Genomic DNA, 24,088 nt, shown 5'->3' on the forward strand with positions numbered 1-24,088 from the left:
GCCAGCGGGCTCTGGGAAGGATGAGGATATGAAGCTGATCACGGCGATCATCAAGCCGTTCACGCTCGAGGACGTCAAGGCAGGCCTGGAGCAGGCCGGTGTGCTGGGAATGACAGTCAGCGAGGTGCAGGGGTACGGCCGCCAGAAGGGCCACACCGAGGTCTACCGCGGAGCCGAGTACTCCGTCGACTTCGTGCCGAAGGTCCGTGTCGAGGTCGTCATCGACGACTCCGCTGTCGACAAGGTCGTCGAGACCATCGTCGAGGCCTCCCGTACCGGCAAGATCGGCGACGGCAAGGTGTGGGTCACGCCCGTGGAAGCCGTTGTCCGGGTCCGCACCGGAGAACGAGGTTCGGATGCGCTCTGACCCCCAGGGGTCCGGCACTCGAGGCCCTGATCGCGCTGCTTCGGCAGCGGGATCGGGGCCTTCGGTGTCCTCGGCCCGCACAACCGCACCGGCGGGCGCCGCCGATCTGGCGGCCGCCCGCGACACCCTGCTCTCCGGCGGCCCCCGCAGCCGCCGCCTCGACACCGTGGCCCTGCGCCACGCCCTCGTGGACCTGCACGAATTCTGGTTGACGACGAAGGGCTCCGAACTCGGCATCAAGCGCGAGGGAGGCTTCGCCATCGTCGCCGTCGGGGGTCTCGGACGCCGCGAGATGCTCCCGTACTCCGATCTCGATCTCATCCTCCTCCACGACGACATGGCGCCGTCCGTCGTGTCGAAGGTCGCCGACGAGCTCTGGTACCCGCTGTGGGACGCGCACATCAAGCTCGACCACAGTGTCCGGACGGTGCCCCAGGCCCTCCAGGTGTTCTCGTCCGATCTGACGGCCGCGTTGGGAATGCTCGAGGCGCGGCACATCGCGGGCGACGCCCAGCTGAGCAATCTGCTCATCGGTGGTGTGCGACGGCAGTGGCGCACCGGCATCCGGTCCCGCTTCGACGAACTCATCGAGACGATTGAGGTGCGATGGCAGCGCAGCGGGCAGATCGCCCACCGGGCCGAACCCGACCTCAAGAGCGGTCGCGGCGGGTTGCGGGACGTGCAGTTGCTCAATGCCCTGTCCGTTGCGCAGCTCACCGACGGCATGCCAGGACTCGGACCCGACGTCCCGGGCGGCGGGCTCGCGGCCGCCCACCGGCGACTGCTCGATGTACGCACCGAGCTGCACCGCGTCGCCGGCCGCTCCCGCGACCAGCTGCGCGCGCAGGACGCCGACGAGATCGCCGCGGCGCTGCGGATCGGCGACCGTTTCGATCTTGCGCGGGTGCTCACCGAATCGGCCCGCACGATCAGCTATTCCGTCGACGTCGGTCTGCGCACCGCGGCCAATTCGCTGCCGCGCAAGGGTCTGTCGCGTCTGCGCCGCGGACCGGTGCGGCGTCCGCTCGACGAAGGGGTCGTCGAGCACGGGGGAGAGGTCGCCCTCGCACGCGACGCGCATCCGCGTCGCGATCCGGGCCTGATCACGCGGGTCGCGGCGGCCGCTGCGCAGGCCGGACTGCCCGTCTCTGCGGCCACGCTCACCCGACTCGCCGATCACGCACCGGAGCTGCGCGAACCCTGGCCCCGGGAAGCCCTCGACGACTTCCTGGTGCTGCTCGGCTCGGGACGTCGCGCGGTCGACGTCATCGAGTCGCTGGACCGCACCGGACTGTGGGGGAGGTTGCTCCCCGAATGGGGTGCGGTGCGCGACCTGCCGCCCCGCGACGCCGTCCACACGTGGACCGTCGACAGGCACCTCGTCGAGACCGCCGTGTACGCGAGCGAACTGACGACGCGGGTCTCCCGTCCGGACCTGCTCGTTCTCGGCGCGTTGCTGCACGACATCGGGAAGGGACGCGGCGGCGACCACAGCGTGGTCGGTGCCGAACTGGCCCTGCAGATCGGGCGGCGGATGGGCCTGTGGCCTTCGGATCTGGCGCTGCTCACCTCGATGGTGCGGCACCATCTGCTCCTGCCGCACACCGCGACCCGCCGCGACCTCGACGATCCGGAGACCGTGGCCGCGGTCGTCGGCGCCCTCGACGGGGATCCGGTGCTGCTCGACCTGCTCCACGCCTTGGCCGAGGCAGATTCGCAGGCCACCGGCCCGGGGGTGTGGGGGGACTGGAAGGCGTCGCTGATCCGGGAACTCGTGCGCCGCTGCCGCATGATGATGGCGGGGGACGAGCTGCCGGCACCGGATCCGATCGATCCCGCCCTCGCGAACCTCGCCGAGGACGGCGCCCTGCACGTCGCGCTCGAACCACGCGAGGACGGCCGCAGCTTCTCCGCGACCTTCGTCGCGCCCGACGAGCGGGGCGTGCTCTCCGACGAGGCCGGTGTGCTCTCCCTGCACGGTCTGCGGGTGCTGTCGGCCTCGATCGGCAGTCACGCCGGCAGCACGGTCAACAGCTTCGTCGTGGCTCCGAGATTCGGTTCACCGCCTGAAGCGGCCCTGCTCCGGCAGGAACTCGTGCGGGCGCGCTCCGGCGATCTCGACCTCCTCGGTGCCCTCGAGGCCAAGGACCGCGCCGAACGGGAGAGCCGGCTTCCCGAGCGAACGGCCCGGGCGGTTCCGGTCAGCGCCGCTCTCGCGCCGCCGCGGATCATCTGGTTCGAAGGATCCGAATCGGACCAGGTCGTGCTCGAGATCCGGTCGGAGGACCGGATCGGTCTGCTGTGCCGTCTCGCGGACGTCTTCGAGCGTGTCGGAGCCGACGTGCGGTGGGCGCGGGTGAGCACGCTGGGTTCGACGGTGATCGACTCGTTCTGCGTCGATCTCGCCGGTGCCCACACCCGTGTCTCCCGGGAACATCTCGAGAAGGAACTGTTGTCGGTCCTGCCTGCTCCCGAGCCGCCCGCACCCGTCGACAGAGCGTGACCGACGGATCGTGACCGCGCGGGTGGCCCGCGCTGTGGTGTGGCCACCCGCGATCGCGACGGATCGGGAGCGGTTACCCTGGTTCGCAGCAATGTCCGCATCTTCGTCAGAGCTCAGGAGCGCATTCGGTGTTCGAATCCCTTTCCGACAGGTTGACAGGGGTCCTGAAGGACCTGCGCGGCAAGGGGCGGCTGTCCGACGCGGACATCGACGCGACCTGCCGTGAGATCCGCCTCGCCCTGCTCGAGGCCGACGTCGCGCTGCCCGTCGTGCGCGAGTTCATCAAGAAGATCAAGGTGCGCGCCAAGGGCGCCGAGGTGCATGGCGCGCTCAACCCGGCCCAGCAGGTCGTCAAGATCGTCAACGAGGAACTCGTCGGGATCCTCGGCGGCGAGACCCGTCGTCTGCAGTTCGCGAAGAACCCGCCGACGGTCATCATGCTCGCCGGTCTGCAGGGTGCCGGTAAGACCACGCTCGCGGGTAAGCTCGCGAAGTGGCTCAAGGCGCAGGGGCACACCCCGATGCTGGTCGCCTGCGACCTCCAGCGCCCCGGCGCTGTGACCCAGCTGCAGGTGGTCGGTGAGCGTGCCGGCGTGTCGGTCTTCGCGCCCCATCCCGGCACCTCCATCGGCGGAGGCGAGAACGAACTCGGAGTCACCGCCGCCGACCCGATCGCCGTGGCCGAGCAGGGCATCGCCGAGGCGCGCAACAAGCAGTACGACGTGGTCATCGTCGACACCGCCGGTCGCCTCGGTATCGACCAGGAACTCATGGCGCAGGCCGCGGGCATCCGCGACGCCGTGCAGCCCGACGAGGTGTTGTTCGTCCTCGACGCGATGATCGGTCAGGACGCCGTGAGCACAGCCGAGGCGTTCCGCGAGGGCGTCGGCTTCACCGGCGTGGTGCTCACCAAGCTCGACGGCGACGCTCGCGGAGGTGCCGCGCTCAGCGTCCGCGAGCTCACCGGCCAGCCGATCATGTTCGCCTCCACCGGTGAGAAGCTCGAGGACTTCGACGTCTTCCACCCCGAGCGCATGGCCAGCCGCATCCTCGGCATGGGCGACGTGCTCACCCTGATCGAGCAGGCCGAGCAGGTCTTCGACGCCGAGCAGGCCGAGGCCACCGCCAACAAGATCGGTTCCGGCGAGCTCACCCTCGAGGACTTCCTCGAGCAGATGATGGCCGTGCGGAAGATGGGCCCCATCGCCAATCTCCTGGGCATGCTGCCCGGAGCCGGGCAGATGAAGGACGCCCTCGCCAACGTCGACGAGAAGCAGCTCGACCGCATCCAGGCGATTATCCGCGGCATGACGCCGGAGGAGCGCGCCAACCCGAAGATCATCAACGGCTCGCGGCGATTGCGCATCGCCAACGGCTCCGGTGTGAAGGTCTCCGACGTCAACCAGCTCGTCGACCGGTTCTTCGAGGCCCGGAAGATGATGACGGCCATGGCCGGCCAGATGGGCATGCCGGGCGCACGCAAGAATCAGCGCAAGAAGGGCAAGAAGGGGAAGAAGGGCGGTCGCGGACCGACGCCGCCGAAGGTGCGGGGCGGTATGCCCGGCGGCTTCCCCGGTCTCCCGGGTGGCATGCCCGCCGGGATGCCCGACCTGTCGAAGATGCCGAAGGGCCTCGACGAGCTTCCTCCGGGACTCGAGAACTTCGACCTGTCGAAGCTGAAGTTCCCCAAGAACTGAGCCGGGCCGGGGGATGACCGTGACCGAGGGTGATGCGCGTTCCTTCGTCGTGTGAGGCCGGTCGTTGGCCGACGGCGAACCCGTCGAACTGTTCGTCGGGGCCGACGGAGCGTTCACGGCCGAGCCCGGCCGCGACGCCGAGGTGCTCTGCGCCGACGGCTGGATCCTGCCGGGCCTCGTCGACGCGCACTGCCATGTCGGCCTCCGGTTCGGTGGGGGAGCCGAGGACGAGGAGGGTCTGCTCGCGCAGGCCGTCACCGAACGCGACGCGGGTGTCCTGCTGCTCCGCGACGCCGGGTCGCCTGTCGACACCCGGGCCCTCGATCAGCGGGCGGACCTGTCCCGGATCATCCGGGCCGGCCGGCACATCGCCCTGCCCAGCGCTCGCTGATGTAGCCCGCTAAAGTAGCCGATCCCTCGATGATGGGAAGGACGGAAGTACATCCCTGACCGGGGGAGGCCCGTGTATGGGTCCGCATACGTGTTCTGCGGATGGGCGGTCATGTCCCGCACTCGGCAACTGGGGCCTTTCGTGACTTCACAATGGTGGTTTCGCCTCGCTGGTGATGAAGCACCGGTGCTGTGGGAATGGCGCTCGATGGGTGCCCCGGATCCGAGATCGCTGGTGTCGGTGCGGCGGCCGCGGTCGTCGGTGCGGCAGCGACACATTCCAGTGTCGGCGTCGCGAAAGGCGATGTCCTCGACCCGGTGATCACTCGGATCACCCGCGGCCGTCCCTATCGGCACGTCATGGGATTCGAGGCAGGCGAGCAGCGCCGCGAGGACAAGGACGCACTGTTCAACACCGACCGACGCACCGGCGAGTACCCGCTGATCTACTGGGGGTGGTCACGCGCCGACGCGATCGACTACACCCGCTCGATCCTCGGCACCCGCGTCGGCAAGAGCGCGTGCACATTCTGTTCGTTCAGCTTCGCCAACAAGAGCAGTCGCGCCGAGAGCTTCGCTCGTTATGCCGAAGCACCCGAAGTCGGCGCGAGAACCCTGTTGATGGAACACCTCGCACTCGCGCTCAATCCAGCGCAGGGCCTCGTCGGCGGCCGCCGCCTGATCGAGATGCTCCGCGAGCACCAGCTCGACAACGTCCTGGATGCCGTCGAGGCAATCCTCGAGAGCCACGAGCACGCCATCTACGAGATTCGCCGCATTCTGCGGCCCCGCAAGACCGACCCGACCGTGTTCGGCGATCCGGTCCCGATACATCCGGACCGCACGCTCCTGAGTCTCCGCGTCGTACTTCCTCGGTGCAGGCATACCAGCATTCTCCTTGTTGGATCAGGAGCCTCCACCTCGTCCAGGACGGTTCACCGCGATGACCTTTCGCACCCGCGCGGGCGAGGACATGCTCGTGACCATCTTCGACGACGGTGCCGGGATGGGCGGGACCGTCATCTCGGTCGGTGCTGTCGCGAAGATCGCCGATCAGCCTGTTGTGGTGCTCCAGGACGGTGACACGGTCTCAAGTGGTGAGGCGGTGCTCACGGCGTTCCGTGGTCTCGACAACGCCCGGTCGTTCGGGGCGGACAGCGCGGGATACACGTCAGCGAATTCGGTGCACCCGCTCTACGACGGAGCACTGTTGGTTCTCACCGAGAGTACGTATGTCGACCGCGACGGCGTCAATCTCGCTGAGGAACCCGTCGCTGCCGATCACCGCACCTCCAGCGACGGCGCGGAGGTGGCCGCACTGGAATGGTTGCGCGATCGCGGATGCAACTGAGCAACGACACCGCTTCGACCGCGTCGGAGGGGCCCATGCCGTCGGGGCAGTCCAGCGCACATTCGACCAATCACGAGTGTCACGCCCACGTCGATCGAGGCACGGCGTGGAATCCGTAGGGGCTGATCGCGATGACACATTTCATGTTCAGAGTCGTTGCCTTCCAGGCAGGTTCGTCGAGACGAGTCGGGATCGACATGAGCCATGTTTCCCACGGTGTCCCGGCTGATCGAGGAGGGCGCGGTGCAGCTGACGTAGTAGTCCCATAGTTCCTGCTCACTGAAGACGAATTTCACCGGTGGATCGACGGGCGTATCGTCCGTTGCGGTCAGTTGTAGTTGGCCGGCATCGTCGAGTCCCATCTGATAGCCGGCGCTGCCGCCACAACGAATCACGGACTCGATGACGTCGTCCATACCGGGATCAGGTCCGTCCACGACAACTCCTGCGGTCTCTTACGGTTCGCTCCATCCCAGCCAGGCGATGTCCGACGGTCGCGCCGGCGATCGCAATGTCGATCCGGGTCTCCGCCGACGGCCGCTTCCCCGCGCAGTGGTCCTCGATCCCGCCGCGACCGACGCCGGATCGTCCCGCGCGGCCGCGGGACGGCCCTCGACGCCGTGACCACCGCCGAGGTTGGGCTCGTTTCTGTGTCCGCCGGCGCGCTCTCCACCCGGGGGTGCGGGGGACGTGTCATCTACGCAGAGCGCAGCGCATCCCGTACTGGTTCGCGTTCGTGCTGTAGGCGTCCGTCGATGCAGCGGGTCCGACGGGTCAGCGGATTTCTTCGATCACGCTCGTACCCTTTCCGGGGCGGGATTCCCAGGCCCAGTTCTCTTCTACGCGTAGGCGACCGTCGGTGAGCACTTCGATCCGACTGTCGCAGACTCCACTCGCGGTAGTGCCGTCGACACTGAGGTGGGTGTAGCGAAAGTGCAGCCGTTCACCGTCACGTGTCCCGACGAGGAAACCCCGCACTATCTCTCCGCCGTCGTAGTCGGCCCAGATGACAGCGTTGTCCTGGTGGTACCGAAAACGTGTGGCGCTACTGACCTGTCCGGTGGGCGAGTTGCTGACACCGGTGAACACTCTGCCCTCGAGGTCGATGGTGGAGGACGAGGGGTGCGCAGCATCGGTAGTGGTCATCTCGGCACCATAGCCAAGACCCACCCAGCCGTGTTGGCACGCAGACCCGCGTGGAGCATCCGCCGATCGTGGTGGACAAGCACTTCCGGGCGATCATCCGGTCGGGTTCGTCTCGGATCGTGGTGTCGCCGCGTCGAGGTTGTCGAGCATCGTGGCCAGCGTCCGCAGGACGGTCTCGTAGTCCTCGGTGGAGACGCCGTCGGTCAGGGTCTGCGCGGTGCGCGCGTGCGTGCGGCTCATCTGCTCGAGCAGCTCGCGGCCCGCATCGGTGATCCACATGGCGGTGGTGCCCGGGGCGACCGGATCGAGGTGCAGCCAGCCGTTGTCGGTCAAGGAGGCGCACGGCGCCGGCCCGGCTCTGCTGCCCGCCGCCGTGGCCCGATTCCTCGAGCGCGAACAGCGCGCCGGCACCGTGGCCGCCGACGCCCCCATCGACGGAGTCGCCGCATCGATCGCCGGTGCCTGCTACCTGCGGGCGTTCCTCGAACAGTTCTACGGACCCGACCATCCCCAGCGGCCGATGACCGAGTTCGCCGCCTCGATCATGGCCACGGTCCTGCTCGCCCTGACCACACACCCCACCGCGTCCACCCCCAGCGACTGACTCACAGCCACACAGACGACGATCTGCGGTTGGAGTCACCGCAGAGCCGCGTCCACGCTGGTGAGGCACGGCCTGGAATCCGTAGGCGCTCAGCGCGGTGACACATTGCATGTTCAGAGTCGTTGCCCGCGCCGTACTCGGCGAAGCTCGCACGGACCGACACTCGAAGAATCAACCCTGAACAGTCACTCGAGGTGGGAACTTCGACGGCATCAAGACTGTGATTTACCCTGTGATCAGGAGGTGGATTGTTATGACAGCCGCACACCCACGCCCTGACCTCGCCGCCTACAACGACGCCGCCCGCATGACCCAATCGCAGCTGGTCACCGCACTGCGCGACCTGCTCGGCGCCAAGCTCGTCGCCTACCTGGGGAAGGTCAAGGAAACCCGCGCGGTCCGCCAGTGGGCCGAGGGCACCCGCACTATCAACAACGACACCGACGTCGAACGCCTGCGCATCGCCTACCGCGCCGCCCGGCTGATCGCCGAACGCGACACCCCCGCCGTAGCGCAGACGTGGTTCCAGGGCCTGAACCCGATCCTCGACGACCGCCCGCCGGCGCTGCTGCTGCGCGAAGGCGAGCTGTCCGACGTCGGCCCGAAGGTCCTCGCCGCTGCCCGGCAGTTCGCGACGGTCGGATGAGCGCACCGGACCGCACGCTGATCTCCACCTCGCGCGGGGATGTCCGCTGCGTCCACGTCGACGGTGTGGCCGCCTACCGGGTCGGCTACTCGCCGACCTCGTGGGCACCGTGGGAGTTCGCCACCGACGGGCGCTTCACCGGCAGCGGCACGATCAGCGGATGGTTCGTCGCGCCCGGCGACCCCGAATCGGTGGCCACCCTGCGCACCCTGTCCGGCCCCATGCGATCCGACACGGTCTGCTCGACCTCGACACCGCGGCGATCCGCAATGCCCGCCCGCGTGCCCTGACCCGGGCGATCTCCCAGTGGATCAACACTCTCTCCGATCCCGGCGGTGAGCCGGTGGCCGGCATCGAGTTCGAGTCCCGGCACGGTGACGGGTTGGTGCTCTGGGCGCTGTACGAGCGTCCCGGTGACGGACCGGTCAGCAAGAACGTCACGGTGCTGGATTACGGCCCTGTCGAGGAGCACGACCCCGATCTGATCGAAGCGATGCGTCTGCACAAACTGGTCTGGGAGGACGACTGAATCATCGGCTCGCCCCGTGGCCGCCGCGGTGTTCCTGCGCCCGACCTGCGTTTTCCCGCGTGCTGTGAACATGCCACGGTCTATGTAGAAGCGTAGCCCCCTCGAACCACTGTACTGCCTTGCGCAGCGCGGAGAATGGAGGTGGACGGACGCGGCCGGACCGGTGATCGGGCTGCGTGCGTACACGGACCTGCGCCTCGTGAGTGCTCGGCTACCGGAGGCGGGAGCGGTCGAGGAGTTCGGCGACATCGAGCAGTTCCGTCGGGTTCATGTGCTGGTGCGGCAAGGCATGCACCCCCGCAGCGGTGACCCACACGGTGCCGGCTCCGTCGATGGTGACGTCCGGGCGGGGACTGCGGATCGGGATGCTGGCGATCGGCTCCCAGGTGACCGGATCGAGGCGGGTGAACAGCCAGTATTGATGGTGATCGGCCGGATACACGGCCGGCCCCGGCAGTGGCCACCACCGCCCACAGCCGGAACCGTCCGGGGGATGGCCGACGATCCAGAGCAGGTCATCGATCTGTCCGCCGCCGAGGACATGATCGGGCAGCGAGTTCGGCTGAGCGAGGGTGAGATCGTCGAGTACCCGGTATGCGGAGGCACCGTCGACGATCGTCGGTGGAAGGCCGGTCAGAAACGGCCGATAGGACATCCCCGCGGTCTCCAGCGGCGCACCGACGGTCACGGTGGCGTGCAGATCGACCCGGACCAGGCGCGCCGCTCCGAGCACGCCGGTGCTCGAGTCACGCCGGCGAAACAGCAGGACAAACCCGTCCTCGCAGGTCGTCATCGATTCGAGATCGCCCCACTGCTCGGCAGGATGCCTCACCAGGTCCTGTCCCGGGCGAGCGAGGATCAGCTCGGCGGCGCCGCGATCCGGCACCGCCACGGCGAGCAGGGTCTGGCCATGGGCTGCGCCATCTCGAATCGGTGTGTCAGTAACCGCCTCGACGGTGCCACCCCGGGTGCAGTGGAAAATTCCGTCCCAGCCGCCCACCCAGCAGCCGTCGGCGTGTGCCCACACCGAGCGGGTGCGATCGGCCGGCGGAGCATCGAAGATCTGCCCGGGCACGATGTACTCGCGCACGCGCCGGCCGGCGTCGAGATGCACGACCAGGGGCAGTTCACGGTCGGCGATCCACAGGTCCGAGTCGTGCGCGGATATCGCGGCAGGGATCACGCTCGGCCGCAGCGGCGGTGGCGGCACATCCGTCAAGTCGAGATCCACTAGCACGCCTACCTCGTGAATGCGCTCGACCAGCGGGTCGGGTCCGGCGGGCCGGGCAACATGGACGAACGATCGCGGGGACGTGGTGACCTGCCGATAGCGACGGGTGCCGGACACCGGCCTGAACGGCGAGTGCGGCTGATCGACCTCGCGCCGGTATCGATCGGATGCGACGTGAATGCCCCTGACCCGGCCGCGGATCCGCCCGGTAGTGGCATACGACAGATCACCGATCAGCCGGCCGGTGACCTCGACCTCACCGAGCACCGGACGACGGGTGTACCAGGTCGCCGTCCACCCCACACCGCGCAGCAACACGGTCCAGTCCCACCACTGCCGCCCATCCCCGGGCCGCTGCAACGCGGGCTTCCCCGAATGCAGGGGCTCGGCCACAGCACCAAGCGTGACGATCGACGGATCCGCCGGATCGGCGGGCATCTCCTCGAACAACAACGGAAAAACCGCAATGGCACCGACTTCCGGGGGCGGTGTCTCCCCGTCTTCGATCGACACGGTGGTCACCAACACCGGCAGCCGAGTCTGCGGACACCACACCTGGTCAGGCTCTGTCACTCTGCCAGCGTGCCCGACACGCTGCCGCCGCGCACGATCGGCGCTGCGGTCGACCGAGTCGCGCATTTGCACGAGTACTGTTGACACACCCGGGATCTGTCGATGTGCAGCAGCGTGTCCGGCCAGTCTTCGCTGCATCCCTACACCCGTCGACCTCGAGGACGAGTCGTAGCTGCCCGACGAAGTAGCCCGTCAGGCCCGGGCCGGTGACGGATGGGTCAAACTCATCGGCGACGCGATTCCCGGTGTATGCGGCGCACATGCGCACTCTGCACGGTACGCGCGCGTCGACGGGACCATCGGCGCTGCTGCCCACGAGGCCGGCATCCCGATCTACGCGGGCACCAGGTGCAGCACGGGCGCATCGCCGACGAGATCGCATCGCTCGTGCGCGTGGGTCTCGACCCGACCGAGGCGTACGCCGCGGCGAGTTGGAAGGCCCGCGCATGGCTCGGGCACCCGAGTCTCGAATCGGGGACGTCGGCGGATTTCGTCGTGTGCCGGGAGGATCCGCGCAGCGACCCCGCGGCCGCGCGTCCCGATCTTGTGGTGCTCCGCGGCCGGGTGGTCTCGGGGCGCCCCGCGCGGCTGTAGAGAGGGTGCGCGGAGTCACCGGGTGCCGGTTTCGTCCTGGCTCGCGCGTCTGGCAGAATGGTTCGCTGTCGTCGCATCCGGTTACGTACCGCGCGGCGGTCACAGGCTAGAGGCAAAACCGGGCGTGCCAGAAGGGCGCGTCGTCCGAATTGCACGTGACACGCGCCTCGGCGCACCCCGAAGGAGAACACAGCAGTGGCTGTCAAGATCAAGCTCACCCGTCTCGGCAAGATCCGCAACCCGCAGTACCGCGTCGTCATTGCGGACTCGCGCACCCGTCGCAACGGCCGGGCCATCGAGACCATCGGCAAGTACCACCCCAAGGAAGAGCCCTCGCTGATCGAGATCGACTCGGAGCGTGCGCAGTACTGGCTGGCCGTCGGCGCGCAGCCGACCGAGCCGGTCCTCAACCTCCTCAAGGTCACGGGTGACTGGCAGAAGTTCAAGGGCCTGCCGGGCGCCGAGGGCACCTTGAGGAAGGCGGAGCCGAAGCCGTCCAAGCTCGAGCTGTTCCAGGCCGCTCTCGCGCAGGCCGAGAACGAGCCGGCTGCCGAGGCCGTCACGCCCAAGAAGAAGAAGGCTGCCAAGGAAGAGGCCGCCGAGGCGTCCACCGAGGCCGAGTCCACCGAGGCCGCCGAGTAATGAGCGCCGTGGTCGCCGATGCCGTCGAGCATCTCGTTCGTGGAATCGTCGCCCATCCCGACGACGTCCGCGTCGACCTGATCGCGGGCCGTCGGGGCCGCACCGTCGAGGTGCACGTCAATCCCGACGACCTCGGCAAGGTCATCGGCCGCGGCGGTCGCACCGCGACCGCGTTGCGGACCCTCGTCACCGGAATCGGTGGCCGGGGTATCCGTGTGGACGTCGTCGACACCGACCGCTAGGCGAGCGTCGATGGAGCTCGTCGTGGGCCGTGTGGCCAAGTCGCACGGCATCAGAGGCGAAGTCGTCGTCGAGGTTCGCACCGACGAACCCGAAGAGCGCTTCGCCGTCGGCGCGGTCCTGCGTGGCCGTAAGCCTCGCGACAGGCACCTGCACGAGTACACAGTGGAAGCCGCCCGGGAGCACTCCGGGCGGCTTCTGCTGCGCCTGCAGGGCATCGACGGTCGCGACGCCGCCGACGCACTGCGCGGGGTGCTGTTCGTCGTCGACAGCGCCGACCTTCCGCCGTCCGACGACCCGGACGAGTTCTACGACCACGAACTCGAAGGGCTGACGGTGCGGATCGTCGCCGGTCGCCCCGACGGCGGAACCGAGGTCGGCACCGTCCGCGAGGTCCTGCACACGGCCGCCGGCGAACTGCTGTCGATCCGGCCAGCCGGCCAGGAGCGCGGAGAGTTACTCGTCCCGTTCGTCACCGAGATCGTCCCGACGGTGTCGGTCCGGGACGGCGTGATCGAGATCGATCCGCCCGAAGGACTCCTCGACCCCGACTTCGGGGAACCGCCGTCCAAGAAGAAGTCGACCGAGGGGAAGCAGTAGTCCGTGCGGCTCGACGTCGTCACCATCTTCCCCGAATATCTCGAACCCCTGCGCGTCGCCCTGCTCGGCAAGGCGATCGACAAGGGGCTCATCTCCGTCGGTGTGCACAACCTGCGCGACTGGACGCACGACGTGCACAAGGCCGTCGACGACGCGCCCTACGGCGGCGGACCGGGCATGGTCATGAAACCCACCGTGTGGGGACCGGCGCTCGACGACGTGCTCGCCGGGCCCGACGGTGAAACCGATCCCGACGTACTGCTCGTCGTCCCGACGCCCGCCGGTCGCCGCTTCGATCAGGCCACCGCACAACGGTGGTCGAAGGAGAAGCGGATCGTCTTCGCCTGCGGCCGCTACGAAGGAATCGACCAGCGCGTCTTCGACGATGCCGCGCGGCGCGTGCGCGTCGAAGAAGTGAGCATCGGCGACTACGTCCTCATCGGTGGGGAAGTCGCCGTCCTCGTCATGGTCGAGGCCGTCGTCCGTCTGCTGCCCGGTGTACTCGGCAATCAGGCGTCGCATCAAGAGGATTCGTTTTCCGACGGACTGCTCGAAGGGCCGAGTTACACTCGGCCGGCGGTGTGGCGCGACCTCGAGGTGCCACCGGTGCTGCTGTCCGGCGACCACGGCAAGGTCGCTCGCTGGCGCCACGAGCAGTCGCTCGAACGCACCCGCGAACGACGACCCGATCTGCTCCCGTCCGACGACTGACGCCGGGCCCGACGGTCCTCAGGGCCGGTGCGCGCTTCCGAGCGTCGTCTCGACCGCCAGCGTGACGGTCTCGCGCGCGTGTTGCGCGCTCCCGTCGTCCGTCGCGTCGTACATCGCCGTGTCGGGCAGGAAACCGGTGTCGTAGAAGGGATCCGACTCTTCGTAGGTGACGGTCTCCCGCGCCGCGACCACGACCGCGTACCGGTGGTCGTCGCCGAAGAACCCGGTGGACAGGTGCAGCCATTCACCGGCCAGGCAGCACATCCACCCCTGCTTCACACCCAGGTCCGTGGAGTCGCCGAGACCCTCGGGAAGCCCGAAACGCTGGTCGTATCCGTCGATGCCCTCGTCGGTGAACTCCACCAGATGGCCGACGATCCGGGCCGCGCTCTCATCACCGGAGGCACTGTCGCCGAGCAGATCGTCGTACCAGGTCAGCAGGTCCGACGCCGTCGTGGTCGTGTTCCACCACCAGGACCCCGGATCCGGGGGAGTTGTGCCGGTCAGGTTGTGCCGCTCCACGACGTGCTCGACGATCTCGGGACCACCGTAGGTCTCCCACAACAGCGTCGCCGCGTTGTCGTCCGACGACCGCAGCATCGACCGGATCAACTCGTGGTCCTCGTCGGCGAGCGTCGCCTCGCCCGTCACCTCGCGGTACAGGACCTCCTCGGCGATGAACAGCTTCACCGTCGAGGCGGTCTCGAAGGGTTCGTCCGAACCGCCGAGCACACGGGTCCCGGATTCACGGTCGAGCACGGCGACAGTCAGGCGCGCTCCGCGGCTGTCGGCGAGCGCGACGGCCGCGTCGATCTGTCGGGGCAGTTCGACCGTCGACAGCGTCACGGTCGATTCGTCGGAATCGGTGTCCGTCACCGAGGCGAGACCGAGCGCCTCGTGCGGGAGCGGATGGGAGTCCATCGATTCGCAGCCGGATACGGCCAGTGCGGTGGCCACGCACAGCATCATCGCGCCCGATCGTGCGCGTCCGCGCCCGTGCTTCATGTCCGGTTCCTGCATTCCATTGTGCTGTGGACGATAGCGCCGGTCCACCCGGCAGCCTGCACGGACCCCGCTCGCGAGCGCGAGTGCCGTTACGCGCGCGGGCGCCCCACGGGCACAGGCGCGGGCGGGGGACGGCAACTGTAGGGTCGTTCGACGTGACGACCGAACTCGACACCGTGAACCAGCGGATCGCCCAGGAACTCGACGTCCGCGAAGACCAGGTCGCTGCGGCCGTGGGACTGCTCGACGGCGGCGCGACCGTGCCGTTCGTCGCGCGCTACCGTAAGGAGGCGACCGGCGGGCTCGACGACGCCCAGCTGCGCACCCTCGAGGAACGCCTCCGCTATCTGCGTGAACTCGACGAGCGCCGTGTCGCGATCCTCGAATCGATCGAGGCGCAGGGCAAGCTCGACGACACGCTGCGCGGACAGATCATGCTCGCCGACACCAAGGCGCGGCTCGAGGACATCTACCTGCCGTTCAAGCCGAAGCGGCGCACCAAGGCGCAGATCGCGCGCGAGGCCGGTCACGAACCCGTCGCCGACGCGCTCATCGGCGACCCCACCACCGACCCCGCCGGATACACCTCCGAGCAGCTCGACGGTGCGCGCGCCATCCTCGTCGAACGCTTCGCCGAGGACGCGGACCTCGTCGGCGAGCTCCGCGAGGCGATGTGGACGCGCGGCAAGGTGAGCTCCACCGTGCGGTCCGGCAAGGAGAACGACGGCGCGAAGTTCTCCGACTACTTCGAGTTCTCGGAACCGTTCACCCAGCTGCCCTCGCACCGCATTCTCGCCCTCCTGCGCGGCGAGAAGGAGGAGGTGCTGTCGCTGTCGTTCGATCCCGAGATCGACGAGCCGGTGCCCGGTGAGCGCACCTACTACGAGGGCCGGATCGCGACGCGCTTCGGCATCGCCGACAAGGGACGCGCCGCCGACAAGTGGCTGCTCGACACTGTGCGGTGGGCGTGGCGCACCAAGCTGCAGATGTCGCTGTCGCTGGACATCAGGATGCGGCTGCGGCAGTCCGCCGAGAAGGACGCGGTCGACGTCTTCGCCGCCAACCTCAAGGACCTGCTGCTCGCCGCACCGGCCGGAACGCGACCGACGATGGGCCTCGACCCCGGCTACCGCACCGGCACGAAGGTCGCCGTCGTCGACGCGACCGGCAAGGTCGTCGACCACGCCACCATCTATCCGCATCAGCCGCACAACAAGCGTGACGAGGCCCTCGCGGTGCTCGCCGCGCTGGTCGCGCGGCACGGTGTCGAACTGATCGCCATCGGCAACGGCACGGCGTCGCGTGAGACAGACGCTCTCGCAGCCGAACTCGTGTCGCTGGCGAAGGTGCCCGGGCTGACGAAGATCGTGGTCTCCGAGGCGGGCGCGTCCGTCTACTCGGCCTCCGAGTACGCCACCAAGGAACTCCCGGATCTCGACGTGTCCATCCGTGGTGCGGTCTCCATCGCGCGCCGCTTGCAGGATCCACTCGCCGAACTGGTCAAGATCGACCCGAAGTCGATCGGGGTCGGCCAGTACCAGCACGACGTGTCCGAGACGATGCTCGCGCGGTCGCTGGGCGCGGTCGTCGAGGACGCGGTGAACGCCGTTGGCGTCGACGTCAACACGGCATCTGTCCCGCTGCTGTCGCGGGTCTCGGGGATCACCGGCTCGCTCGCGGAGAGCATCGTCGCCCACCGCGACCAGAACGGTCCGTTCCGTGCACGGCGAGCGCTCGAGGACGTTCCGCGACTCGGCCCGAAGGCCTTCGAACAGTGCGCGGGCTTCCTGCGCATCCCCAACGGCGATGACCCGCTCGACGCGTCCGCGGTGCACCCCGAGGCGTATCCGGTGGTGCGGCGGATCGTCGACCGGACCGGCAGCAGCGTCCGCGAACTGCTCGGCAACATCGCGACCCTGCGGAAGCTGCGCGCCGACGAGTTCGCCGACGACCGCTTCGGTGTCCCGACCGTCACCGACATCATCTCCGAGCTCGAGAAGCCCGGCCGCGACCCGCGTCCGGAGTTCAAGACCGCGACGTTCGCCGCCGGTGTCGAGAAGGTCGCCGACCTGAAGCCCGGCATGGTCCTCGAAGGAGTGGTCACCAACGTCGCGGCCTTCGGTGCGTTCGTCGACGTCGGTGTGCACCAGGACGGCCTCGTGCACGTCTCCGCGATGTCGCGCAGCTTCGTGAAGGATCCGCACGACGTCGTCCGGTCCGGTGAGGTCGTCGAGGTGAAGGTTCTCGAGGTCGACGTCGCGCGCCAGCGCATCGGTCTGACGCTGCGCCTCGACGACGAGGTCCCCACCCCGGGCGCCGAGAAGTCGGGCGGCCAGCCGCGCGGAGGTGGCCGTCGTCCCGGAGGTCAGGGCAGCGGCAACCAGGGCGGCGGTCGTGGACGCAGCGGTCAGGGCAATCGTGGGCAGCAGGGCCGTGGCGGCGACCGCCGTTCGACGCCGGCCGCCTCCGGATCCTTGGCCGACGCCCTGCGACGCGCCGGTTTCGGCAACAACTGACGCGAATCACCGGGTCACTCCTGCAATGCTGTGGACATGAGATCCACGGTGGCCGGGGTGATCCGGTGATGCTCGACTGGATGCGGCGCGAGATCGTCGATCAGGGGCGCCTGCCGCTGCTGTTCTTCTTGCTCGGTTTCGTGGCCGCGTTCGTCTTCATCCGGATCAGCGTGCGGTTGATCCGCGCGCAGGTGCGCTGGTGGCCCGGCAACATCACCCCGGGCGGTCAGCACGTGCACCACGTGGTGTTCGGTGTCGTCACGATGGTGATCGCCGGTGGGGGACTGATCGCGATCTCGGAGGACGCGAACCGCGTCGCCGCGTGCATCCTCGCGGCGCTCTTCGGAGTCGGTGCCGCACTGACACTCGACGAGTTCGCGTTGATCTTCTATCTGAACGACGTGTACTGGGAAGAACAGGGACGGGTGTCCGTCGACGCCGTCTTCGTGGCGATCGCCGTGACCGGGATGTGGTTGCTCGGTCTGCGACCGTTCGAACTCGGGGACACCACGAACTTCGAGGACAGCGGTGACTGGGCCGGACGGGCCGCGCTGGTGGTGGCTGTGCTCGTGAACCTCCTGCTCGCCGCGATCGTCCTGGCGAAAGGAAAGATCTGGACGGGCCTGGTGGGGCTGTTCGTCGTTCCGCTGCTGTGGGTCGGCGCGATCCGGCTCTCCCGGCCCGGCGCGCCCTGGGCTCGCTGGCGGTACGGCAAGCGGCCCCGTCGCATGGCGCGCGCGCTCGAACGCGAACGTCGACTGCGGCGCCCGGTGATCCGCGCCAAGATCTTCGTGCAGGATCTCGTCGCGGGCGCACCGACGCTCGAAACCGTGCGGGGCAGTGTCGAGCACTCGCGCACCGCGACCGAGGCCGAACTGGACCGTCGCGTCAAGCCGGCGCCACCGCCGATTTCATCGATCGATGTTCCGTCTGGCACAATGGACGGGTTGCCCCGTTCGGGCACGCCTACCTGACCTGGGCACGAACCGGTCGAGCCCGCCACACGGCGGTCGCCGCCAGGTTCCTCTGCTCGAGCGAACAAGAGGATGAAAAACCGATGAACACCCTGGACTTTCTGGACGCCAAGTCGCTGCGCGACGACATCCCGGACTTCCGTCCCGGCGACACTCTCGACGTGCACGTCAAGGTCATCGAGGGCAGCAAGGAGCGTGTGCAGGTCTTCAAGGGCGTCGTGATCCGGCGTCAGGGCGGCGGCATCCGCGAGACCTTCACCGTCCGCAAGGTTTCCTTCGGCGTCGGCGTGGAGCGCACCTTCCCGGTCCACAGCCCCAACCTCGCCAAGATCGACGTGCTGACCCGTGGCGACGTCCGTCGCGCGAAGCTCTACTACCTGCGTGAGCTGCGCGGCAAGGCTGCCAAGATCAAGGAGAAGCGCTGATCTTCGGCCGCTGACCAGCCCCTCGGGCTGCTCGGCACGGCTCCCGAGCCACCCGATACAGCATCCGACGACCCGGCCCGGACTTCCGTCCCGGCCGGGTCGTCGTCGTTGTGGGCAGCGGTCTGTCGCTCTCCCTTCCGGTCGACGGTCGTCCTCGGCGGGCCGCCGTGCCGCAGACGCTAGTCTGTCGAGGTGGCAGATTCCCCGCACGATCCGGCTCGACCGGATGTGAACCGCAACGATGTTCGAGGTTCGGCTCGGAGCGATCGAGCCGACGGTGCACACCACCGGCGCGAGGACCCCGCAGCGAAGGACACCGCCCCGAAGGCGAAGAAGCAGAAGTCGTTCTGGCGTGAACTGCCGATCCTGGTCGTCGTCGCACTGGCCCTGAGCTTCCTGCTGCAGACCTTCGTGGCGCGGGTCTATCTCATCCCCTCGGAGTCGATGGAGCCGACACTGCACGGCTGCCCGGGCTGCACCGGCGACCGCATCGTCGTCGAGAAGGTGGGATACCGCTTCACCGACCCCCGTCCCGGCGACGTCATCGTCTTCGAAGGCCCCGACTCGTGGTCGGCCGGCTACACCTCGACCCGTTCCGACAACGTCGTCGTGCGGGGACTGCAGGAGATCGGTTCGCTCGTCGGCGTCGTGCCGCCGGACGAGAACGACCTCGTCAAGCGCGTGATCGCGACCGGCGGGCAGACGGTGGAATGCTGCGACGACCAGGGCCGTGTCCTCGTCGACGGTGTTCCACTCGACGAGCCGTACGTGACCATGGACTTCCCGTTCACCCCGGGTGTCGTCACCTGCGAGACCGAAGTCCCCTCCGGGCGTTGCTTCGGGCCCGTCACCGTGCCCGAGGGCCACGTCTGGGTGATGGGCGACAACCGCAGTAACTCGGCCGACTCGCGCTACCACGTCGGGGACGAGCACCAGGGCTCGATCCCGCTGGACAATGTCATCGGAAAAGCCCGCTTCATCGTGCTGCCTCCCGGCCGATGGGGCCTCATCGACTCACCGGAGATCCTTCCCTCGTGACTGCTTGGCCACCTCGACCCGTGATCCGTCGCTCCTCCGGACTGCGCACCATGGAGTCCGCGCTCGCGCGGTGCGGTCTCGGTCCGGTAGCGGGGGTCGACGAAGCCGGCCGCGGTGCCTGCGCCGGGCCGCTCGTCGTCGCCGCGTGCGTGCTCGGCGACCGGCCGCATGCGTCGCTCGACCGGCTCGACGATTCGAAGAAGCTCACCGAACGCATCCGCGAGGAGTTGTACTCGGTGATCGTGCGACGCGCCCGGGCGTGGAGCGTGGTGGTGATCCCCGCGGAGGAGGTCGACGCGATCGGCATCCACGTCGCCAACATCGAAGGCATGCGACGCGCGGTGGCAGGTCTGTCGACTCCGCCCGGTTACGTGCTGACCGACGGCTTCCGGGTGCCCGGACTGCCCGCGCCGTCGCTGCCCGTGATCGGCGGCGACGCGGCGGCCGCGTGCATCGCGGCGGCCAGCGTGCTCGCGAAGGTTACACGCGATCGCATGATGGTCGACCTCGACGGCGAGCTACCGGGGTACGGTTTCGCAGTACACAAGGGCTACAGCACTCCGACGCACATGGCGGCGTTGGCCGAGCACGGCCCGTCGCCGCAGCACCGGCGGTCGTGGGCCAATGTGCGCTCGGTGTGCGGAGTGCCCGCAGTGCGACGTCGGCTGTTCGCCGACGACCTGGTTCGTCGATCGTATGCAGACGACCTGGGGCGTCGATTGTTCACCGACGAGGCGGATGCGGGATGATTGCAGGACACACCAGACTGGGAGGACACCGAGACCGATGAGTGCCGAGGATCTCGAGAAGTACGAAACCGAGATGGAACTCTCGCTGTACAGGGAGTACCGGGACATCGTCGGTCAGTTCGCGTACGTCGTGGAGACCGAACGCCGGTTCTACCTGGCGAACGCGGTGGAATTGCTGCCGCACAACGCCAACGGCGAAGTGTACTTCGAGGTGCGCATGTCCGACGCCTGGGTGTGGGACATGTACCGTCCCGCCCGCTTCGTCAAGCACGTCCGTGTCATCACCTTCAAGGACGTCAACATCGAAGAGCTCGACAAGCCCGAACTGAGACTGCCCGACAAGCTGGGCTGACGCCCTCGGGGATGACCCTGCGCACAGCGGCCGCATCCTAGCCGGGGCGCCGACACCGAGCCGTTCTCCGTGGCTCGTCGCCCGCCGTTGTGCACAGGCACCGCACTCATCCACAGTTTCCCCGATCTTCGTGCTCGGATCCCGATTCCGCGTGCCCCGGTCCTCCACAGTGGGGGCATGCAGGGGACCAATCGGACATCACACAACCGGGATCTGGGCGCGCGAGGCGAGGATCTTGCCGCCGAATACCTCGAGTCGACCGGCATGGTCGTGCTCGAACGGAACTGGCGCAGCCGATACGGCGAACTCGATCTCATCGCACAGGACGGCGCGTCCGTCGTCTTCGTCGAGGTCAAGACCCGCACCGGCACCGGATACGGCACCCCCGCCGAGGCGGTGACGCCCGCGAAGGCCGAACGGATCCGTCGCCTCGCCGGACAGTGGTTGTCCGAGCAGACGCGCCGCTGGTCGCACATCCGCGTCGATGTGGTCACCGTCCTGCTCGCGCGGGGACACGCCCCGGAGATCACCCATCGCAAGCAGGTCCTCTGATGGCGCTCGGCCGTGCCTGGTCGGTCGCCGTCTCCGGGATCGACGGGCAGGTCGTCGAGATCGAAGCCGACATCGGGCGAGGTCTGCCGGGCGTGACGATGGTCGGGCTGCCCGACACCGCGCTCCAGGAGTCGCGCGACCGGGTGCGCGCCGCCGTGTCGAATTCCGGTGCCAAGTGGCCGGATTCGAAGGTCGTGCTCGCACTGTCGCCGGCCACGCTGCCGAAGGTCGGCAGTGTCTACGATCTCGGACTGGCGTGCGCGGTGCTCGACGCAGCGGATGTCGTGCCGACCGAGGCCGTCTCCCGGACGGTGCTGCTCGGCGAACTCGCGCTCGACGGGCGCGTCAGGCCGGTGCGCGGTGTGCTGCCCGCCGTGCTCACGGCGAAGAAACACGGCTGGTCGCGCGTGGTGGTGCCGACCGCGACGATGACCGAAGCGGCGCTCGTCGACGGCATCGACGTCTACGGCGCCGAGACACTGCGCGAAATGGTGCTCTGGCTCCAGGGCGACGGTCCGCTCGAACGGCCCGATCCGCGCGCGCTGCCACCGCGGGCGGTGCGCGGCGATCTCAGCGAAGTGGTCGGCCAGCACGAAGCGCGTCGCGCGATCGAGGTCGCTGCGGCCGGCGCGCACCACCTGATGTTGACCGGCCCGCCGGGAATCGGGAAAACAATGCTCGCGCAGCGACTTCCGGGGATCCTGCCGGACCTGGACGAAAGTCACGCCCTCGAGGTGACGGCCATCCATTCGGTGGCGGGCACCCTCACCAGCGACCGGCCGCTCGTGACGGAACCGCCCTTCATCGCGCCCCATCACACGGCGTCGGTGAGTTCGCTGATCGGAGGCGGTACCGGCATGGCGAAACCCGGCGCGGTGAGCCGGGCACACCGTGGCGTGCTGTTCCTCGACGAGGTCGCCGAGATGGGGACGAAGACACTCGAAGCGCTGCGGACGCCGCTCGAGGACGGGGAGGTGCGCATCGCCCGCCGGGACGGTGTCGCGCGATATCCGGCCCGCTTCCAGCTGATCCTCGCCGCCAACCCGTGCCCGTGCGCACCACCACGCGACGCCGACTGCGTGTGTGCGCCGACCGCACGTCGCCGCTATCTGGGGCGTCTGTCGGGCCCGCTCCTCGACCGCGTCGACCTGCGGGTCCGGATGCAAGCCGTCGCGACCAGCGCGTTGATGGGGGAGACCGGCGAGAGCACCGACGACGTACGGGCGCGCGTCGCCCGGGCGAGAGCCGCGGCACGCGAGCGGTGGGCCGAGCACGGCTGGGCCACCAACGCCGAGGTGCCCGGGCCGGCTCTCCGGCAGAAGTTCCGTCTTCCACGTGCTGCGCTCGAACCCGTCGAATGGGCGCTGCGCAAGGGCGCCATCACGGCGCGAGGAGCGGATCGGGCACTGCGGGTCGCGTGGACGCTGAGCGACCTCGACGGTTCTGATTCGCCGACGGCGACGCACGTCGCTGCCGCACTCGACTTCCGGGATCGGGGTGTCGCATGAGCGGGCACGGCGACGAACGGCGCCTGGCCTGGGCCTATCTGTCGACCGTCGCACAGGGTGCGTCACGTTCGTTGTCGGCGGCAGTGGAAGCCGAGGGTGTACTCGAGGTGGCAGCCGCCATCCGGTCGGGTGCGGGCCTCGACGAACTCTCGTCGCGGTACTCGGTGCGGGCACACCTCGATACCGCGGCACGGGATCTCGATCGTTTGGGACGGGCCGGCGGGCGACTGGTCACGCCCGACGACGACGAATGGCCTGTCTGGCAGATGCTCGGCTTCGGCACTCTCGACACCGCGACCGACGCCGAAGGGCCACCCCTCGCGCTGTGGGTGTGGGGGAGCCGGCGGATCGACGACCTCGCCGAACGCGCGATCGGCATCGTCGGGACCCGCGCCGCGAGCGGTTACGGGGAGCACGTCACCGCCGAGATCGCCGGGGATCTCGCCGCCGACGGATGGACGGTCGTGTCCGGCGCGGCCTTCGGCGTCGACGCGGCCGCACACCGCGCGGCGCTCGGGGTGGGTGGCACCACCGTCGCGATCCTGGCCTGCGGTGTCGACCGGGCGTATCCGGCGGCACACGCGACGATGTTGCGGCGGATCTCCGAATCGGGTCTGGTGGTGAGCGAGTATCCCCCGGGCACGACTCCGGCGCGGTACCGGTTCCTCGCCCGCAACCGGCTGATCGCGGCGTTGTCCGCCGGCACGGTCGTCGTCGAGGCGGGCTGGCGCAGCGGGGCGCGCAACACCGCGGCGTGGGCGCGACGACTCGGGCGGCCTGTCATGGCGGTGCCCGGACCGGTGACCTCGGCGGCCTCGCAGGGCTGTCACCGCATGATCAGGGAGGGCGAGGCGCGTCTGGTGGGCGCGGCGCGCGACGTCGTCGAGGAGTGCGGTCCGCTGCTGGCGGGCGGGGACGACGACCTCGACGGCCTGTTCCGCCGCGACCTGGACGGATTGTCGGGCGACATGGCCCTGGTCTACGAGGCGCTTCCGGCGTCGGATGTCTGTGATCCGGCGATGGTGGCCGAGTCCGCGGGGCTGCCGATCGAGCGGGTGCGGGCGGCGCTGCCCCTGCTCGAACTCGACGGTCTGGTGGTGGTGACGGACGGAGGGTGGCGGCGGGCGTGACGGCGGATCGACGCC

27 protein-coding genes and 1 pseudogene are annotated in these 24,088 nt (G+C 68.8%); 23 read left to right on the forward strand and 5 right to left on the reverse strand.

The window, feature by feature from the left end:
* Window positions 1-28 precede the first annotated feature (28 nt).
* From BO226_RS05665 to BO226_RS05680, 4 genes and pseudogenes are all read left to right on the forward strand, one after another.
* Window positions 29-367: a P-II family nitrogen regulator gene (locus BO226_RS05665; protein WP_006551220.1), complete on the forward strand. Its 339-nt coding sequence runs from the start codon at window positions 29-31 to the stop codon at window positions 365-367.
* Window positions 357-2,870: a [protein-PII] uridylyltransferase gene (locus BO226_RS05670; protein ID WP_071934781.1), complete on the forward strand. Its 2,514-nt coding sequence runs from the start codon at window positions 357-359 to the stop codon at window positions 2,868-2,870. The genes BO226_RS05665 and BO226_RS05670 overlap by 11 nt, the downstream gene beginning before the upstream one ends.
* Before the next feature lie 128 nt (window positions 2,871-2,998).
* Window positions 2,999-4,567: a signal recognition particle protein gene (gene ffh, locus BO226_RS05675; RefSeq protein ID WP_024100624.1), complete on the forward strand. Its 1,569-nt coding sequence runs from the start codon at window positions 2,999-3,001 to the stop codon at window positions 4,565-4,567.
* 64 nt (window positions 4,568-4,631) lie between these two features.
* A pseudogene (locus BO226_RS05680) lies at window positions 4,632-4,946 on the forward strand (amidohydrolase family protein); the annotation flags it as partial.
* A 470-nt stretch (window positions 4,947-5,416) separates the two neighbouring features.
* On the opposite strand, the gene BO226_RS26920 reads toward BO226_RS05680, so the two are convergent.
* Window positions 5,417-5,791: a hypothetical protein gene (locus BO226_RS26920; protein ID WP_198040681.1), complete on the reverse strand. Its 375-nt coding sequence runs from the start codon at window positions 5,789-5,791 to the stop codon at window positions 5,417-5,419.
* A 109-nt stretch (window positions 5,792-5,900) separates the two neighbouring features.
* On the opposite strand from BO226_RS26920, the gene BO226_RS05690 reads away from it, so the two are divergent.
* Window positions 5,901-6,308, forward strand: coding sequence for a S41 family peptidase (locus BO226_RS05690; protein ID WP_071934783.1), 408 nt, complete (start codon window positions 5,901-5,903; stop codon window positions 6,306-6,308).
* A gap of 774 nt (window positions 6,309-7,082) precedes the next feature.
* Here BO226_RS05690 and BO226_RS05695 read toward each other — a convergent pair.
* Both BO226_RS05695 and BO226_RS05700 read right to left on the reverse strand, forming a co-directional pair.
* Window positions 7,083-7,454 (reverse strand): hypothetical protein, encoded by a 372-nt coding sequence (locus BO226_RS05695; RefSeq protein WP_052227382.1) that lies wholly within the window; start codon window positions 7,452-7,454, stop codon window positions 7,083-7,085.
* A gap of 93 nt (window positions 7,455-7,547) precedes the next feature.
* Complete coding sequence (locus BO226_RS05700; protein WP_071934784.1) at window positions 7,548-7,787, reverse strand: hypothetical protein; 240 nt, start codon at window positions 7,785-7,787, stop codon at window positions 7,548-7,550.
* Between BO226_RS05700 and BO226_RS05705 the strand changes: the two genes are divergently transcribed.
* The 4 genes from BO226_RS05705 (at window position 7,777) to BO226_RS27945 (ending at window position 9,233) form a co-directional block, all read left to right on the forward strand.
* Window positions 7,777-8,058 carry a hypothetical protein gene (locus BO226_RS05705; protein ID WP_071934785.1) on the forward strand — a complete coding sequence of 94 codons (282 nt, stop codon included), beginning with the start codon at window positions 7,777-7,779 and terminating at the stop codon, window positions 8,056-8,058. The two genes, BO226_RS05700 and BO226_RS05705, sit on opposite strands and share 11 nt — an antisense overlap.
* Window positions 8,059-8,311: 253 nt before the next feature.
* The gene (locus BO226_RS05710; RefSeq protein WP_071934786.1) at window positions 8,312-8,704 is read left to right on the forward strand and encodes a hypothetical protein; all 393 of its coding nucleotides are present in this window, start codon (window positions 8,312-8,314) and stop codon (window positions 8,702-8,704) included.
* Window positions 8,701-8,994: a hypothetical protein gene (locus BO226_RS27940; RefSeq protein WP_232238062.1), complete on the forward strand. Its 294-nt coding sequence runs from the start codon at window positions 8,701-8,703 to the stop codon at window positions 8,992-8,994. Before BO226_RS05710 ends, BO226_RS27940 begins: the two co-directional genes overlap by 4 nt.
* 53 nt (window positions 8,995-9,047) lie before the next feature.
* On the forward strand, window positions 9,048-9,233 hold the full coding sequence (locus tag BO226_RS27945; RefSeq protein WP_228045013.1) for a hypothetical protein: 186 nt from the start codon (window positions 9,048-9,050) through the stop codon (window positions 9,231-9,233).
* A 211-nt stretch (window positions 9,234-9,444) separates the two neighbouring features.
* Here the strand turns inward: BO226_RS27945 and BO226_RS05720 are convergent, their stop codons facing one another.
* Window positions 9,445-11,037: a hypothetical protein gene (locus tag BO226_RS05720; protein WP_071936364.1), complete on the reverse strand. Its 1,593-nt coding sequence runs from the start codon at window positions 11,035-11,037 to the stop codon at window positions 9,445-9,447.
* Window positions 11,038-11,385: 348 nt separating this feature from the next.
* Between BO226_RS05720 and BO226_RS28640 the strand changes: the two genes are divergently transcribed.
* From BO226_RS28640 to trmD, 5 genes are all read left to right on the forward strand, one after another.
* Window positions 11,386-11,631 carry a hypothetical protein gene (locus BO226_RS28640; protein ID WP_071934787.1) on the forward strand — a complete coding sequence of 82 codons (246 nt, stop codon included), beginning with the start codon at window positions 11,386-11,388 and terminating at the stop codon, window positions 11,629-11,631.
* A 195-nt stretch (window positions 11,632-11,826) separates the two neighbouring features.
* On the forward strand, window positions 11,827-12,273 hold the full coding sequence (rpsP, locus tag BO226_RS05730) for a 30S ribosomal protein S16 (protein ID WP_024100625.1): 447 nt from the start codon (window positions 11,827-11,829) through the stop codon (window positions 12,271-12,273).
* A complete protein-coding gene (locus BO226_RS05735) occupies window positions 12,273-12,515 on the forward strand; it encodes an RNA-binding protein (RefSeq protein WP_006550954.1) in 243 nt (80 codons plus the stop codon). The genes rpsP and BO226_RS05735 overlap by 1 nt, the downstream gene beginning before the upstream one ends.
* A gap of 10 nt (window positions 12,516-12,525) precedes the next feature.
* The gene (rimM, locus tag BO226_RS05740) at window positions 12,526-13,113 is read left to right on the forward strand and encodes a ribosome maturation factor RimM (protein ID WP_071934788.1); all 588 of its coding nucleotides are present in this window, start codon (window positions 12,526-12,528) and stop codon (window positions 13,111-13,113) included.
* 3 nt (window positions 13,114-13,116) lie between these two features.
* Window positions 13,117-13,824 carry a tRNA (guanosine(37)-N1)-methyltransferase TrmD gene (gene trmD, locus BO226_RS05745; RefSeq protein WP_006550956.1) on the forward strand — a complete coding sequence of 236 codons (708 nt, stop codon included), beginning with the start codon at window positions 13,117-13,119 and terminating at the stop codon, window positions 13,822-13,824.
* 18 nt (window positions 13,825-13,842) lie between these two features.
* On the opposite strand, the gene BO226_RS05750 is transcribed toward trmD, so the two are convergent.
* Entirely contained in the window at window positions 13,843-14,829 is a 987-nt protein-coding gene (locus BO226_RS05750) for a hypothetical protein (protein WP_232238063.1), read from the reverse strand.
* A 155-nt stretch (window positions 14,830-14,984) separates the two neighbouring features.
* Here BO226_RS05750 and BO226_RS05755 point away from each other — a divergent pair, with 155 nt between their 5' ends.
* From BO226_RS05755 to dprA, 9 genes are all read left to right on the forward strand, one after another.
* Window positions 14,985-17,345 (forward strand): Tex family protein, encoded by a 2,361-nt coding sequence (locus tag BO226_RS05755; protein WP_071934790.1) that lies wholly within the window; start codon window positions 14,985-14,987, stop codon window positions 17,343-17,345.
* A gap of 68 nt (window positions 17,346-17,413) precedes the next feature.
* The gene (locus BO226_RS05760) at window positions 17,414-18,319 is read left to right on the forward strand and encodes a hypothetical protein (RefSeq protein WP_024100629.1); all 906 of its coding nucleotides are present in this window, start codon (window positions 17,414-17,416) and stop codon (window positions 18,317-18,319) included.
* An 83-nt stretch (window positions 18,320-18,402) separates the two neighbouring features.
* The gene (gene rplS, locus BO226_RS05765) at window positions 18,403-18,744 is read left to right on the forward strand and encodes a 50S ribosomal protein L19 (RefSeq protein ID WP_006550960.1); all 342 of its coding nucleotides are present in this window, start codon (window positions 18,403-18,405) and stop codon (window positions 18,742-18,744) included.
* Between the two features lie 228 nt (window positions 18,745-18,972).
* A complete protein-coding gene (lepB, locus tag BO226_RS05770) occupies window positions 18,973-19,782 on the forward strand; it encodes a signal peptidase I (RefSeq protein ID WP_006550961.1) in 810 nt (269 codons plus the stop codon).
* A complete protein-coding gene (locus tag BO226_RS05775) occupies window positions 19,779-20,531 on the forward strand; it encodes a ribonuclease HII (RefSeq protein WP_071934791.1) in 753 nt (250 codons plus the stop codon). Before lepB ends, BO226_RS05775 begins: the two co-directional genes overlap by 4 nt.
* A 37-nt stretch (window positions 20,532-20,568) precedes the next feature.
* Window positions 20,569-20,883, forward strand: a complete 315-nt coding sequence (locus BO226_RS05780; RefSeq protein ID WP_006550963.1) for a DUF2469 domain-containing protein — start codon at window positions 20,569-20,571, stop codon at window positions 20,881-20,883.
* Window positions 20,884-21,060: 177 nt separating this feature from the next.
* Window positions 21,061-21,435, forward strand: a complete 375-nt coding sequence (locus BO226_RS05785) for a YraN family protein (RefSeq protein WP_019289117.1) — start codon at window positions 21,061-21,063, stop codon at window positions 21,433-21,435.
* Window positions 21,435-22,943 carry a YifB family Mg chelatase-like AAA ATPase gene (locus BO226_RS05790; protein ID WP_071934792.1) on the forward strand — a complete coding sequence of 503 codons (1,509 nt, stop codon included), beginning with the start codon at window positions 21,435-21,437 and terminating at the stop codon, window positions 22,941-22,943. The genes BO226_RS05785 and BO226_RS05790 overlap by 1 nt, the downstream gene beginning before the upstream one ends.
* Complete coding sequence (gene dprA, locus BO226_RS05795; protein ID WP_071934793.1) at window positions 22,940-24,073, forward strand: DNA-processing protein DprA; 1,134 nt, start codon at window positions 22,940-22,942, stop codon at window positions 24,071-24,073. Before BO226_RS05790 ends, dprA begins: the two co-directional genes overlap by 4 nt.
* The last annotated feature ends 15 nt before the right edge of the window (window positions 24,074-24,088 follow it).

The sequence above is a fragment of the Rhodococcus sp. 2G genome (assembly GCF_001886355.1).
GTDB lineage: Bacteria > Actinomycetota > Actinomycetes > Mycobacteriales > Mycobacteriaceae > Rhodococcus > Rhodococcus pyridinivorans.

What these genes read in the sequence shown, in the direction of transcription:
- BO226_RS05665 (WP_006551220.1), top strand. Translation starts at nt 29, where the DNA reads ATGAAGCTGATCACGGCGATCATCAAGCCGTTCACGCTCGAGGACGTC.
- BO226_RS05670 (WP_071934781.1), top strand. Translation starts at nt 357, where the DNA reads ATGCGCTCTGACCCCCAGGGGTCCGGCACTCGAGGCCCTGATCGCGCT.
- BO226_RS26920 (WP_198040681.1), bottom strand. Translation starts at nt 5,791, where the DNA reads ATGTATCGGGACCGGATCGCCGAACACGGTCGGGTCGGTCTTGCGGGG.
- BO226_RS05690 (WP_071934783.1), top strand. Translation starts at nt 5,901, where the DNA reads ATGACCTTTCGCACCCGCGCGGGCGAGGACATGCTCGTGACCATCTTC.
- BO226_RS05695 (WP_052227382.1), bottom strand. Translation starts at nt 7,454, where the DNA reads ATGACCACTACCGATGCTGCGCACCCCTCGTCCTCCACCATCGACCTC.
- BO226_RS05710 (WP_071934786.1), top strand. Translation starts at nt 8,312, where the DNA reads ATGACAGCCGCACACCCACGCCCTGACCTCGCCGCCTACAACGACGCC.
- BO226_RS27940 (WP_232238062.1), top strand. Translation starts at nt 8,701, where the DNA reads ATGAGCGCACCGGACCGCACGCTGATCTCCACCTCGCGCGGGGATGTC.
- BO226_RS05735 (WP_006550954.1), top strand. Translation starts at nt 12,273, where the DNA reads ATGAGCGCCGTGGTCGCCGATGCCGTCGAGCATCTCGTTCGTGGAATC.
- rimM (WP_071934788.1), top strand. Translation starts at nt 12,526, where the DNA reads ATGGAGCTCGTCGTGGGCCGTGTGGCCAAGTCGCACGGCATCAGAGGC.
- BO226_RS05750 (WP_232238063.1), bottom strand. Translation starts at nt 14,829, where the DNA reads ATGAAGCACGGGCGCGGACGCGCACGATCGGGCGCGATGATGCTGTGC.
- BO226_RS05760 (WP_024100629.1), top strand. Translation starts at nt 17,414, where the DNA reads ATGCTCGACTGGATGCGGCGCGAGATCGTCGATCAGGGGCGCCTGCCG.
- rplS (WP_006550960.1), top strand. Translation starts at nt 18,403, where the DNA reads ATGAACACCCTGGACTTTCTGGACGCCAAGTCGCTGCGCGACGACATC.
- BO226_RS05780 (WP_006550963.1), top strand. Translation starts at nt 20,569, where the DNA reads ATGAGTGCCGAGGATCTCGAGAAGTACGAAACCGAGATGGAACTCTCG.
- BO226_RS05785 (WP_019289117.1), top strand. Translation starts at nt 21,061, where the DNA reads ATGCAGGGGACCAATCGGACATCACACAACCGGGATCTGGGCGCGCGA.
- BO226_RS05790 (WP_071934792.1), top strand. Translation starts at nt 21,435, where the DNA reads ATGGCGCTCGGCCGTGCCTGGTCGGTCGCCGTCTCCGGGATCGACGGG.
- dprA (WP_071934793.1), top strand. Translation starts at nt 22,940, where the DNA reads ATGAGCGGGCACGGCGACGAACGGCGCCTGGCCTGGGCCTATCTGTCG.